Here is a 14,256-nt window from a genome sequence, read left to right on the forward strand (position 1 = left end):
GGATAATGTCAACATCTACTTGGTTAAGTAGAGACGCATGGCCGTGCGTCTCTACAATAATGGTTGAAACTATTTAACGAATCATACTTTATAAATTTAACACAGAGGTATTTTCGGATGAAAAAGATACTTGTCACCGGAGCGGCAGGGTTTATTGGTTACTATGTTTCAAAAAAATTATTAGCATCAGGATTCAATGTTACGGGTATCGATAACATAAATGATTATTATGATACAACATTGAAACATGATAGGGTTAAACAACTTATAAATAACAAACAATTTTCTTTTCATACGTTGGACATAATTGATAAAGACGCCCTCTTATTAATTTTTAAAAAAGAAAAGTTTGATGGTGTTATCAATCTTGCCGCACAACCCGGGGTAAGATATTCTCTCATTAATCCACACGCATATATTGATAGCAATATAGTCGGATTCATCAATATACTGGAGGGTTGCAGGCAGAATAACGTACAACATCTTGTTTACGCATCTTCCAGCTCTGTTTACGGAAAGAACACAAAAATTCCCTTTTCCGAACATCACAACGTGGACCACCCCGCTTCTTTATATGCGGCAACCAAAAAAGCCAATGAACTTATGGCGCATACCTATTCCGGCATATACAACATCCCCTGCACGGGACTGCGTTTTTTCACAGTGTACGGTCCTTGGGGAAGGCCGGATATGGCTTACTTTCTCTTCACGAAGGCAATTATCGAAGGAAAACCGATCAATATATTTAATCATGGAAAAATGAAACGTGATTTTACCTATATTGATGATATTGTTGAAGGAGTAGTAAAGGTTATGATGAGGATACCTTGTAAAAATCCTGATTGGGACGGAGAGAATCCCGACCCCGCCACCAGTAATGCTCCTTACAGGGTGTACAATATAGGTAATAATAAACCGGTGGAACTCCTTAGGTTTGTTGCGATATTAGAGGAGTACTTGGGGAAAAAAGCAGTGAAAAAAATGCTCCCCATGCAGCCGGGAGATGTTCCCGTTACGTACGCAAATGTTGATGAACTGATAAAAGACGTTGGTTTTAAACCCGCGACACCAATTGAAACAGGTTTGAAAAAATTTACCGACTGGTATAAATGGTATTTCAATGTGAGATAAAGTTATTCCTAAACTGGCATAGCCAGAACCAAAGAAGCAGGAAATAAAAAATACGAAATTCGAAGTACGAAATCCGAAACAAATTCCAAAATCCTCCCCCTTATCCCCTTCCAAAGGAGGAGAATGTCCCCCGCTGGCGGGGGTGCATGGGGTGGATTCCTTCTCGTTACCAAGCCGGAACCTGGGAACTAGAGTTTTTAAGCAAGCACGAAATGCGAGATACTAAAGATGCGCTTGTTACCAAAAATTTAATGCGCAGAAAATAAGCGCTTTAGCAATTCAATTTTTTTGTGATAAATTCATAATTTATTAAGTACCATTTTAGCAATAACTTAAACCCTGTGAACGGTGACTATTGTTTATACGATAATGGTTTTCCATCTGCCTCTTTTATAGAGAATGAAGATAGCAATGGCGCGGCATATCCAGTCGATTGCCGCTCCCAGCCATACGCCTCCCAATCCCCATCCAAGTTTGATTCCAAACAGGTAGGCAAAGGGAAGGTGCAGGCACAGTGTACCGGCAATGGTTATGAGCATCGGGCTTAATGTGTCTCCCGCCCCGCGTAGCCCACCGGAAAAAACCATATAGATTGCCAGCGCTGGCTGCTCAATGGCGGCAATCATGATGCACACGACTGCCAAAGAGAGTACATCTGGAGCGGGGTTAAACATTTTTGCCATTTGTGACGGGAAAACAATGAAAATAATGGCAAAGAAACACATAAAACAAACGGAAAAGAGGCAACTGCGTTTCATGCTTTTCAGAGCGAGAGGCACGTTATTCGTACCGAGGCTCTGTCCAACCAATGTGGCGGTGGATACCGCGATGGCGAATCCAGGCATAAACGACATTGATTCGATGCGTATGGCTATCTGATGCGCGGCCAGCGGAACGGTGCCGAGTATGGCGACAATTTTCGTGAAGAACAAAAACCCTATTTGTGTGAGAAGGGCGTCAATGGTGGCGGGAAATGAAATATGAATAATCCTCCTGATAGAGGCAACGTGTAGTTTTTTTATAGTGTTGTATTGAAGGTGCACGATGCATTTTCCACTGAAAAGCCTTGACAACAGCAAACCCGCTCCGATCGCAAATGAAATTGCGGTTGCCCATCCCACACCTGCCACACCAAGCATGGGAAATGGCCCTATTCCGAAAATAAGCAACCAGTTGAATAAGATATTAAAACAGTTAACGATGAAAGTCACTTTCATTGGCGTTTTGGTGTCCCCCGCGCCCCGAAGGATGTCGCTGCTTACAAAAATAATGAGGCGAAAAACTAAAAAACCGGAGACAATTTGAAAATACCTCTCTCCAATATCCGCTACTTTTGGCTCCGCACTCATCAGGATAAAAATAGTCCTTGCGAAATATATCAGGAACGGCGAGATGAGTACTCCCATAAAGAGTGCAATGAGGAGCGCCTGTGACGCCACAAGTTGCGCATGGTCTTTTTCCTTTGCGCCAATGTGTCTTGCCACGATGCTTGAAGCGCCATAGCTCAAAGAGGTGGTGACCAGGGAGATGAAAAAGAATAAGGAGCCAGCCAGACCTGCAGCGGCAATGGCGTCTGTTCCGAGCCTGCCTACCATTATAGTGTCAGAAATAAAAACGCTCATATGGAGCAAGTTTTCAATAGCGACTGGTATGCAGAGTCTTAAGATATTCTTATTCAGGTTTTTTTCTGTTAGTTCAAGCAGTGGCATAGTGATTGATAAGTGTGCGTATAAGAATTTTCATAATATTTATACGGGCTGCAGGGTTGCAGTGGTCATAATGCTTGCATTTGCAAATAGATAACTAAGTTAATCCCCGTGTGTCATTGTGAGGCAGAACTGCTAAGCAGCCTAAATCCATTCATTTCTGGTTCAATTGTGTACAAGTGAAACGAAACGTTTTGTGTTGTTTACGGCTTTTGACCGTGAGCAGGATAGGCGAGACAACTGCATAAACATCTGTTTCAATTCTCCGTATCAATAGTGTTATAAATAACAAATTGCAAATTACAAATAACAATTTCCAAATAACAAATAATATCGGGATTCCAGTTGCTGAAATTCCAAGTTTTGTTATCCTTGTTTCACAAGTACTGTTTTCCATTAAAATGTGGAGTGAATATCGCAAAATAGGGTAAAATCTCCATTTTGGCAAGGTTTGTGGAGCTTGGGAACGAGATTGAATGCGTGACAATGCGCTGTAACCTGGCCGCAATTGCCCTGCGGTTTATTACCCGCCGGTAGTGCGCTGCGTTATGCGATACCGTTTTTTATCAGCCGAAAAATAAGAGGTAAGCGATAATGGCCTGGATATATCTGATTATTGCGGGTTTATTTGAGATAGGTTGGCCGCTGGGCTTAAAGCTTTCACAGACAACAGAGCACAAAGTTATGTGTGTTATATTTGCTGTTACGTCTATGGGTTTCAGCGGCGCATTCTTGTGGTTGGCGCAAAAGACAATACCGATGGGTACGGCATATGCTATTTGGACCGGAATTGGCGCTGTTGGCGCATTTATTATTGGCATAATTATGTTCAAAGACCCGGCAAATATTTTGAGGATAGTATCGGTACTGCTGATAGTGGCAGGAATAATTGCATTAAAACTGTCTTATTCGTAGTGATTTCCAGGTTGTTCCTTCCCACGTATCCCTCTTTTCGGAAATTGACTGCATAAACCTGGGGGCAGGCTACAAGGCCTAAAACCCGCGTGAGAACCATCATTTGTATGTAATGATGGGTAAATCGGAGTGCACCCACCAGATTAGAACGCATCCCTTCGCTGCTTTTGTTTAGGCGGTCTGTGGGACATTATTTCACTGATGGGTTTTGTTTGCGGGTGTGATTTTGTTTTCCCGAAGGGGAAAAGCCTTTTGAGCAAATCCGGTTTTTTCAACGCAAAAAGTTTCTTCCTTAACCAATCCTGATTTTCTTTCTTATACCAGAAAAAGAAACGATGCTGTTCCTTTTTTTCACGGATTGATCTGGGTACGTAATATTCTTTAAGCGTATAGGGATGGTAGCCGGAGTAGTACATGACGGTTGCAACGGTCATGGGTGTGGGAGTAAAATCCTGCACCTGTTCCAGATGGAATCCGAGTTCCCTGGTTTCTGCGGCAAGGGTTGCCATGTCGTCTTCCGTGCATCCCGGGTGGCTGGAGATGAGGTAGGGGACAAGCTGTTGATTGAGTCCGTGTTGTTTATCAATACGGTCAAATAGCTTTTTAAATTCCTTAAAATGTTCAAATGACGGTTTTCTCATCAATTTAAGGATTGTCGGGGAAGTATGTTCAGGGGCAACTTTTAACCTCCCGGAAACATGCCGGGTTAAAAGCTGTTCCAAATAGTCGTAAATGGATGTGTCGGCTTTTTTATTATAGCTTTTTGTCAATAAATCGTGCCGGATGCCGCTGCCTACAAATGCCTTTTTCACCTTTGGATGCGCATCGGCTTTGCGATAAATTTCGGTTATCGGAGAATGGTTTGTATTGAGATTGTCACAAACAGCGGGATAAATGCATGAAGGGCGGATGCATTTATCACATATTTCCTGTATTCTGCCTTTCATTTTATACATGTTGGCGGATGGGCCGCCAAGGTCTGAAATATAGCCTTTGAAATCCGGCATGTTGGTTACCTGTTCCACTTCTCTCATAATAGAAGACTGTGAACGGCTGGCAATGAACTTTCCCTGATGCGCAGAGATGGTGCAAAAACTGCATCCGCCGAAACATCCGCGATGCGTGTTGATCGAAAATTTAATCATTTCATACGCGGGAATAGCGCCAAGCGTTTTATATATCGGATGGGGGAGTCTTGTGTAAGGCAGTTCGAAAGAAGCGTCAATTTCTTCTTCGGTCATTGTTTGAAATGGCGGATTGATAATCAGCGTTTTTTCTCCAATAGTTTGGATAATGCGGTCGGCAAAAACCTTATTTGATTCCTGTTCTATTTGTTTAAAATTTGCGGCGAATGCCTTTTTATCTTCCAAACATTTCTGGTGGGAATGTATATAAATGTCGTTCCAATGCTTGTTTTTTGGCATGCCGTTGCCTTGATTCCGGAGATAAGCCGTTTGTTTCACCATAGTCAGTTGGTGGAGGGGTACCCCTTTTTTTAAAAGTTTAAGGATTTCTCTCACGGGCATTTCTCCCATTCCATACACCAGTAAATCGGCTCCGCTTGTTTCAAGAAGAGAAGGCATCAGTTTGTCCGACCAGTAATCATAGTGCGTCACCCTTCGTAAGGAAGCTTCAATACCGCCAATGATGACGGGGACATCGGGGTAGAGAGATTTCAATATTTTTGTATACGTGACGGCGGCATAGTTAGGGCGCAACCCTGTTTTTCCGCCAGGGCTGTAAGCATCCGTGGAACGGAGCCTTTTGTTGGCAGTGTAATGGTTCACCATAGAGTCCATACAACCAGAGGTTACCCCGAAAAAATATACCGGTGCGCCAAGTATTTTGAAATCATGCAGATCGTCACGCCAATTTGGTTGAGGAATAATTGCAACCCTGTATCCTTCTTTTTCGATAATCCTGCCTATCACCGCAGCTCCAAATGCCGGATGGTCAACGTATGCGTCGCCTGATATAAGAATGACGTCCAGTTGGCCCCATCCCCGCATTTCCACTTCTTTTTTGGTAACAGGAAGCCATTTTGTTATTTCGTTTTGTTTATTCATAACGGCAGGCATGAGAGAAGTTAAACAATCACGCTCATCGAGGAGCAATTCTTTCCGGTTGATATAACAATGCATATGGAAGTAAAAGTATAATACCTTTTTATAGAAAAATACAGAGCGTTCCCAAACCATGAGCCTAATCTACACAAGTTATATCTGGAGATACCACTTGACAATATTTGTTGATTTCTATAGCATTTGAAAGCATATCAGACTCTTATCAGTATCAGTAATTTCTTTGCACACTTCCATTCGTCAGTGCGTGCTTTTTGGCAAAATGTTTAATTACGCCTTCCGCAGTCAGCAATCTACAGTCGGCAGTCGGCAAATTGCAGATTGCAGATTAAGGACTGTTTTTGTGTTTGTTTGGTTCTGGCTATGTCGGCTTAAATATTGAAAAAATAGGGATGTGAATCCCTTTGGTTTCAAAAATGTACTATTTAGAAGGAGTTATAATGAGGAACGTTTTTTTTGTTGTATTTGCAACTTTTATGTTTTCACTTTTATGGTTGCAAAGTCCGGTAGTTAATAAAGTGGATGCTAAGACTTACGAAGAATTGGAGAAGGATGAATATAAGAAGTTATCTCCGGATGAGAAGCGCGCGAGGAAAAAAGCAAAAATTGAAAAGAAAAAGGCAGAAAATAAAGTAAAGGCTAAAGAAAAAAAGATTGAACAGGAAGTAAAAAAAGCAGAGGTAAGAAAGAGACGTGATGAACCTATAGAGGTTGTAGAAGAAAAAAGGGCAAAAATAAAAGAAGATGTTGAAATGAAGAGATCTGAAGTGAAGGAAGAAATAGAAACGAAAAAGAAGGATATTAAAGAGAAGATAGAAACAAAAAGAGCTGAGGTGAAGGAAAAAATAGAAGGGAAAATGGCGGAAGAGGACGAAGACGACGAAGAGGACGAAGAGGACGAAGATGTTGACGAGGATGAAGATGAGGATGAAGATGAATAGTAAATCGGATTATGAAATAGCAGAAAAATAAATTGTTTCTGAGTTTCTTTCAGGTGGATTATAAAGAGGGGTGACATTATCATTGATTAATGTTACCCCTTTTTTTTGGAAGATACTATAATTAATAAAAAAGAAACTACAATTGTAATACGATCACCCCTTGGCCTATCCCAAAAGGGGGAGGGAAGAATTCGTACATCGTAAAATGTTTTTTAGGCAAAATAAGGCGCAAATTATGAAATTAAGGATGCAATGGATTTTGTCGGGTAGTGTTTTGTTAATAGCACTCATAGGTGCTGCGTTATTTGTAGGCGTGTCGTATAAATCTGTTTTACGCGAATTAAAGCATCAAATAGTGCAGGATAATAAAACCATAGCAAATACGATTATAAAATCTTTTGCCAGGTATATGTTATCTGAATTGCCCAGGCCAAGGCAGATCCACTTGATACAGAATATTTGCAATGAAGTTATAATCCCGAATAAAGGGTTTGTTTGTGCTGTGGATGGCGAAGGAAGAGTCATCGCAATGCCAGGTCTTGAACTGAAAAGCAATCTCAATGTAAATGACGGTTATTTTACAAGATTAAACAGTCCTGAAAAATACCGGTACCAGGATTTTGCCGATAATAATATCTTTGAAGGGGTCTTCTATAAAGGAGACGCCGTTACTATTGTTGCAATGTCTATGGTTGATAATACGGATATTCGTCTTTTTGTTCATCAGCACTTCCCGGAGTTAAAAACAAAATTGAAAAGCTTTGTCTATACTCATGTAATTATTGGCGTTATGGTATCGGTTATATTGGGATTGGCAACGTATATATTTGCAGGTTTTATTATTAGAAGATATGAACGTGATTTGGAAATGGCAAATATCGATTTAGATCAGATTGATAAACATCTATCGAAGGCAAATAATGAACGCAGGCTTTATTTTGAAGTGCTATGCAAGTCAATGCAAGGCATAATAATAACTGATACGGCGGGGAAGATGGTATTTGTTAATCCGGCTATTGAAAAGGTATACGGGTTTTCGCAGGATGAAATGATAGGGGAAAATGTCAATATTATTAATCCTGACCGTTCAGTCTATGGTGATTTGGGTATTTCAGAAAAAGGGTATGAAGTGTTTTTTAAAGAACTATGGGATTCCCTTGCGAATCCCGAAATTGCGTTTTGGGAAGGAGAACTGCCAAACAGATCAAAAGAGGGTTCTCTTGTCTGGGTACATTTGATAATTAATGGCATTTTTGATATAAAAGGCAACATTATCAACTATATTTGGTTTCCACTCGATGTAACGGACAGAACAAAAGATGAGGTGAATATCCGCATGGATGTTTACCGTGCTATAGCTGACATTGCTGAAATGAGGGACGACGAGTCGGAAAAGCATGTAATACGTGTTGGTATGTATTCACGGAGAATCGCAGAACATCTTGATATGCCGAAAAAATATTGTGAAGATATCGAACTGTTTTCTCCACTGCACGATATTGGAAAAATGGGGATTCCTGATACAATATTGCTTGATAAAAAAAGATTAACTAAAAAAAAGTATGAAATAATGAAAAATCACACACTTTTGGGGTATGAATTGTTAAGGGGAAAACCAATGCTGGAAATGGCGGCGGGCATAGTTTATATGCATCATGAAAAATTTGATGGCACTGGATATCCGCAAGGATTAGCCGGAGAGGAGATTCCATTGCACGCAAAGATTATCGCCCTTGCGGATGCATACGACGCCTTGCGATGCAGGCGTCCCTACAAACAGGCATGGACGCATGAAGAAGCGGTAAAAGAGATTGAAGCGTGTTCCGGCGCTCACTTTGATCCGGTTATCGTGAATGCATTTTTAGAGATTAAGCATATATTTGCTGAAATTGCAGAAGAGTATAAGGATGAGTATAGTTTGTAGTAATTACCCGGTATCTTGCGGTAACAACCCCCCTCAATCCCCCTTTATTAAGGGGGAATTTTGGAAGGAATTCTTTATTTTCCACAGGATATTGGGTAATTATATTTTGTAGTTATATGCGCGGTAAAAAATAACAACATGCGTTATTCCAGGTTGTTCAATAAGCGAAGAAAACAAACGGTGTGTTTTGGGAGATAAGGAGAGATTATGTGTCATATTTTAAGCATATTGAGTGGATTTGAAACTGCCATTGGAAAACTCCTGCTGGCGGTTATTTTAGGAGGAATTATCGGATGGGAAAGAGAAACAAGGGGTAGGCCGGCAGGATTACGAACACACATCCTGGTATGTGTTGGTGTGACGTTAATGATGGTGGTTTCGGAAAACATGTTTGAAAAATATAAAATATATTCTGATGATTCGGTCATTAGGATTGATCCTGCCAGGATAGCGGCTCAGGTAGTGACTGGTATTGGGTTCTTAGGGGCAGGAACAATTATGAGATTTAAGGCATCGGTGAGGGGATTGACTACTGCGGCATCCTTATGGGTGGTCGCCGGCATTGGATTGGCGATAGGGAGTAATTGTTTTATCCCTGCGCTGATTACAACGGTGATAGTGTTCTTCACATTATTCTTTGTGCCTTTTTTCGAAAAGAACGTAAGGCGGGATAAATATCAGACATTAAAATTGTGTATCGCGGGCACGCAATCGTGCCTGGAAGTGATTTTGGAAATATTGAGAAAAAATTCAATGGAAATGCAACATTATGGATTCGAAAGAGACCTGGTAAAAGATGAAATTTTGTATGATATTAGTGTGAGATTTAAGGAGAGTATTTCGGTTTCAAAAGTGTCTGAGGAGTTTGTTCGATCTATTAAAGAAATAAGAAAACTTGGTTGGGAATAACAGCCTCTAAATTGTCTAAATAGCTATAAAATAAACATTTGACAATATATAGGCTATTTGATATATTCCCTTAAACCTAACGGCAAAGAGCATGGTTTCTTTGTAAGAAAACAAATCATTAAGATGATAAATAATCCAATGCATAAGTGTTTGACTCTTTTTCTCAATGGGCAACGGGTTTTAGCGTAGGTATATAAGTGTAATCAATTCTCAAAGTAATTGTATTTGCTTAATAGTTTACTGACAGCACTTTTATGGGAGAATCTGTAATGATAAAGAATCTAGTATGGCCATTTTACAGACCGATAATAATGGCAGTATTAGTTTCTCTTGGCATATGCGGGTGTTCAAAGGTGGATATGCCTGATGAAGTAATTAGTTCTTACCAAAAAGCGATTCGCATTAATCCCGGGCTGGCAGAGGCGCATTTTAATCTTGCAATTGCATATAATAGCCGGACAATGCTGGACGAAGCGATTTCAGCACTTGTAAAAGCGGTTGAAATAAATCCTAAATATAAAGAAGCATATCTTCAGTTAGGGTTGCTTTATATGGAAAAAGAAATGTGGGATAATGCGAAAGCCACCCTTAGTTCTTCACTGCAATTAGATACCGATAGTTTCCTGGCGCATGAGAAACTTGGGGATGTGTACCGTGTGCAGGGGGAATATTCCGAGGCTGTTTCTGAATACAAAAACGCCCTGAAAATAAATCCAAAAGCCGTTGAAACAATGTACAATCTTGGTGTTGTTTATGTAAATAACGATCAAACTGAAGAAGCAATTCAAACTCTGTTAGATGCTGTTGGGATAAATCCTAATTATACCGATGCCCATTTTTTTCTGGGGCAAATATATCTGAATAACGGACTTCCTGATAACGCGTTGAATGCGTTTAGCAAAGTTACAGAGATAAATCCCAGGCACGCACTGGCACATTATCATCTTGGTTTGACATTTTATGAAAAGGGAAACGTTGATGGGGCTGTGGCTTCTTACAAAAAGTCGATAGAAATCGATGCTAAGAATCCACAGGTGCACTATAGCCTGGGAATTGTATATTCTGATGAAAAATTATTTGATAATGCGATTGAAGAATTTCGAACTGTTGTAAAACTTGACCCCGATAATGCCGACGCTCATTACAGGCTGGGTTTGGCATACGCAAATAAACGAACACTTGTTAAAGCCGTTTCTTCAGTTCAAAAAGCGGCTTCAGCACATTATAATATAAAAAACCCTTATTCAGATAAGAGGGCATTAGATGAAGCGATTACTTCATTACAGATGGCGATCGAAATAAATCCATACAATCCTGAAATATACTTTGACCTGGGGAATGCATATTCACAAGACAGGAGATTGGACGAGGCTGCCAGAGCGCTTGAAGAGACGATTCGCATTGACCCCAATTTTGCAAAAGCACATTATGGTTTAGCCCTTATATACGAACGAAAAGGGATGAAAGAAGAAGCGCAAATGGAATATTCGGAATATAAGAGATTGATACATAATTGCTTGGATTAATGTTAATAAGGGTATTTTGCACAAGAGAAACAAAATATAACTTATTAGAGAAAGAGGGTTTTAAACCCTCTTTTTTTATATTTTCATAAGACAGATTCGGATACAATTACAATCAATAGTGTTTCCTTTGGAAATTTTGACAGTTTAATAGTGAGCCGGAATGTTTTGTATTTGATAATGCCTCATATTCTTGTTAGATTTGCCGCATGAATAAAATGTCTGTTTTAAAGACTCAAACGGATTATTCGTATAAATATCGATTTTTCTCTTTTGGCGAATATCTAAAACAACAGTTTCCTTTCAAAGTGCATAAAATAGCGCTTCATGCGGGTTTTACCTGCCCAAATCGGGATGGGCGGTCCGGAGTGGGCGGATGTACGTATTGCGCGAATGAAAGTTTTAGTCCAAATGTAAGGAAACCTTCTTTATCGATAACGGAACAGATTAGAAAAGGGAAATCGTTTCAAAAACAAAGGTATGGCGCTGAAAAATTTATCGCCTACTTTCAATCGTTTACCAACACGTATGCTGATTTTCATACACTAAAAGCATGCTATGAAGAGGCATTGTCAGACAGTGATGTAGTTGGCCTTTCCATTGGTACCAGGCCTGATTGCGTTAATGAGGACATTTTAAATCTTATCAATAGCTACACGGAAAAATATCATGTATGGATTGAATACGGGCTTCAATCCATACATGAAGAAACTTTGAAGCGCATTAACAGAGGGCACGATTATAAATCTTTTGTTGAAGCAATAAACCTTACAAAAAAAACTTGCATAAATATATGCGTTCATGTTATCTTGGGACTCCCCTTCGAGACTGACGATGATATGATGAAGACCGCGGATGCGGTTGCGGAGATGGGTATACAGGGGATCAAATTGCATCATCTGTATGTGGCAAAGAATACCGCATTGGCTGAAGAATATTTTAAAGGGAATGTGACAACCCTGGATATTCATGAATATGTGCGGCTGGCTGCAGATTTTCTGGAACGTATACCTCCGGATGTTACGATACAAAGATTAGTAGGTGATACTCATGGCAACTTCCTTATATCTCCCGTGTGGAAAGCCGGTAAGTCGAGCATCACAACAATGATTACACAGGAGTTGGAAAAAAGAGGTGCGTATCAGGGGAGTCTTTGTGACGCTTCAACGATAATAAACAGTAGTCAAAAACCAAATTTAAACGAATCAAGATTACATATCATAGGGTTTTAAGGCGGGCGTAATTCAGTGGTAGAATACTAGCTTCCCAAGCTAGATATGTGGGTTCGATTCCCATCGCCCGCTCCATTTCACAAAATACCATCGTAGTTTAACCTGAACAATTGTATAATTCCCGATTAAATGATATTCACTTGCTGTTTTAAATGTGTGATAGCAGGGGACGGGTTTTGCACATGTCGTGATCCTGAATAACAAAAACAAACGTAACACTTTAGTATTGAATTCTTGTTTTTAAGAAATGGTGAAATATGGATAATACGTATTCAAAGGCGCCTTTGTCTGAAGTAATTACGGGGATTACTCTCAAACAACCCGTTTTAGGGAAAAACGGGTTAATATATGAAATAATCAATGCTTTTAAAAATGATTATCCGCTAATTCGATATGGGAATCCATTGGAAGATCTTGAAATGGTTGATTACAGTTTAGAGCCTAAAATTGATTATAATTATACCGGGCCGGTATTGTACCGGCTTAGCACCATTGATACAAATTGGCTGGTACAATTGCAATTTAACAAAATATTCTTCAATTGGATTAAAAAAGATGAAGAAAGAGAGAAGGATTATCCCGGCTTTACCAGTATTTACAAGAGATATGCACAATTGGCAGCGTTTATCCAAAATAACCTGCATTCAGAATTTCCTGTTAAGTTTTGCGAATTAACATACCAGGATAGAATATTTTGGCAGGAACATATTGATGACCTTTCTGAGATAAACAAGATTATGAAAATCATATTGCCAGCAATAAACGACAATGGCAGGATATATTCTCCTAATAATATTTTTAGTAAATACACACTGCCTGTAGAAAAAATAGGCGGATATGCCATAGTCTCGATAAATACCGCTACAACAAAAGAAAATAAACAGGTAATAAGTTTCCAATGTACACTGAGAGGCACAGTAAAAGATATGTTAATAGATGATTGGTATGAGGTTGCACGTGAAATGCAGAACAAACTATTTAACGATTCTTTTAATAAAAAGTTTTTGGAATTGTTGAAATGATAAATGATATAATTAACAATCATGCCGGAATACAATCATTTGGGCGAGGTAAACAGCATAAAATATGAGGTTTAAGTTTCAAGCCCGCACCCGCAGATAATCTCATACAATAGTTACGGTAAGATGATACGATGGAATGGAAAAGAATCTTTTTTGCCATTTTTATTCTTTTGGTAGCAGATGCTATTTTCTTCTCCGGTGTATGCTGTTTTGCGAATGACGAATGGCAACTGAACGGTGATAATACTGGATTGAGCGAAGAAGAAGAGATAGAGCTTGGCAGGAAAGTTGATGAATATTTAAGCCGTGGATGTCATTTTGATACAGATGCAGAACTGAATAAAAAAATAAATGATATTACACAATCAATCGTTGCAGTTTCAGAGAGAAAAACCCTTCCGTACATTTGCAGTATAATTCAATCCTATTCTATCAATGCTTTCTCTTCTTCCTGCGGGCATATCTATATTACAAAAGGCTTGTTACAATTAACGAAAAATGAAAATGAGTTGGCTTGTATTATAGGTCATGAAATTGCACATTTATCACTGAGGCATGCATCAAAATTTTACCGGGAACTTAAGAATGTTTTCTCACAGCAAAATAATGCTAATTGGGATGAGGTTGCAGCGTTATCGTTGGAAAACCATCTCAGGGAGTTTGAGGCAGAGGCGGATACAAAAGGGGTGTTCTATGCCTGTAATGCAGGGTATGACCCTAATGGTCTGCCTGATTTTCTGGAAAGAAACCTTGATATTATTGTTGCTCATAATGGTTTGTCAGGCATTTTTGGCATGGGGTATTATGCAGAAGTTGAGATGCGGGTATGCAAGTTAAGAGAATTCATCGCAACCTTAAAAGGCGACTGGTAA

Annotated in this window: 11 protein-coding genes and 1 tRNA gene; 10 read left to right on the top strand and 2 right to left on the bottom strand. The window is 39.6% G+C overall.

The annotated features are described in order from the left end of the window. Positions 1-117: 117 nt before the first annotated feature. Positions 118-1,131 (top strand): NAD-dependent epimerase, encoded by a 1,014-nt coding sequence (locus QZT26_RS04260; protein WP_099323836.1) that lies wholly within the window; start codon positions 118-120, stop codon positions 1,129-1,131. A gap of 359 nt (positions 1,132-1,490) precedes the next feature. On the opposite strand, the gene QZT26_RS04265 is transcribed toward QZT26_RS04260, so the two are convergent. Beyond that, positions 1,491-2,840, bottom strand: a complete 1,350-nt coding sequence (locus QZT26_RS04265) for an MATE family efflux transporter (protein WP_261345339.1) — start codon at positions 2,838-2,840, stop codon at positions 1,491-1,493. A 591-nt stretch (positions 2,841-3,431) separates the two neighbouring features. Here QZT26_RS04265 and QZT26_RS04270 point away from each other — a divergent pair. Beyond that, a complete protein-coding gene (locus QZT26_RS04270; RefSeq protein ID WP_099323834.1) occupies positions 3,432-3,752 on the top strand; it encodes a multidrug efflux SMR transporter in 321 nt (106 codons plus the stop codon). Positions 3,753-3,895: 143 nt separating this feature from the next. Here QZT26_RS04270 and QZT26_RS04275 read toward each other — a convergent pair whose 3' ends face one another. Beyond that, positions 3,896-5,818, bottom strand: a complete 1,923-nt coding sequence (locus QZT26_RS04275; protein ID WP_099326944.1) for a YgiQ family radical SAM protein — start codon at positions 5,816-5,818, stop codon at positions 3,896-3,898. Between the two features lie 455 nt (positions 5,819-6,273). Between QZT26_RS04275 and QZT26_RS04280 the strand changes: the two genes are divergently transcribed. The 8 genes from QZT26_RS04280 to QZT26_RS04315 all read left to right on the top strand — a co-directional run bounded on the left by QZT26_RS04280 (position 6,274) and on the right by QZT26_RS04315 (position 14,256). Beyond that, on the top strand, positions 6,274-6,774 hold the full coding sequence (locus QZT26_RS04280) for a hypothetical protein (RefSeq protein ID WP_205713309.1): 501 nt from the start codon (positions 6,274-6,276) through the stop codon (positions 6,772-6,774). A 235-nt stretch (positions 6,775-7,009) separates the two neighbouring features. Next, the gene (locus QZT26_RS04285) at positions 7,010-8,698 is read left to right on the top strand and encodes an HD domain-containing phosphohydrolase (RefSeq protein ID WP_164995154.1); all 1,689 of its coding nucleotides are present in this window, start codon (positions 7,010-7,012) and stop codon (positions 8,696-8,698) included. Positions 8,699-8,905: 207 nt separating this feature from the next. Beyond that, a complete protein-coding gene (locus QZT26_RS04290; protein ID WP_099323832.1) occupies positions 8,906-9,607 on the top strand; it encodes an MgtC/SapB family protein in 702 nt (233 codons plus the stop codon). A 269-nt stretch (positions 9,608-9,876) separates the two neighbouring features. Then, positions 9,877-11,133, top strand: a complete 1,257-nt coding sequence (locus QZT26_RS04295) for a tetratricopeptide repeat protein (protein ID WP_164995153.1) — start codon at positions 9,877-9,879, stop codon at positions 11,131-11,133. 215 nt (positions 11,134-11,348) lie between these two features. After that, the gene (locus QZT26_RS04300) at positions 11,349-12,362 is read left to right on the top strand and encodes a TIGR01212 family radical SAM protein (RefSeq protein WP_157820316.1); all 1,014 of its coding nucleotides are present in this window, start codon (positions 11,349-11,351) and stop codon (positions 12,360-12,362) included. Between the two features lies 1 nt (position 12,363). Beyond that, positions 12,364-12,437, top strand: a tRNA-Gly gene (locus QZT26_RS04305). A 182-nt stretch (positions 12,438-12,619) separates the two neighbouring features. Then, positions 12,620-13,384 carry a TIGR04255 family protein gene (locus QZT26_RS04310; protein WP_295100900.1) on the top strand — a complete coding sequence of 255 codons (765 nt, stop codon included), beginning with the start codon at positions 12,620-12,622 and terminating at the stop codon, positions 13,382-13,384. A 131-nt stretch (positions 13,385-13,515) separates the two neighbouring features. Beyond that, positions 13,516-14,256 (top strand): M48 family metalloprotease, encoded by a 741-nt coding sequence (locus QZT26_RS04315; protein WP_099323828.1) that lies wholly within the window; start codon positions 13,516-13,518, stop codon positions 14,254-14,256.

This window comes from uncultured Candidatus Kuenenia sp. (genome assembly GCF_900696675.1).
Lineage (GTDB): Bacteria > Planctomycetota > Brocadiia > Brocadiales > Brocadiaceae > Kuenenia > Kuenenia stuttgartiensis_A.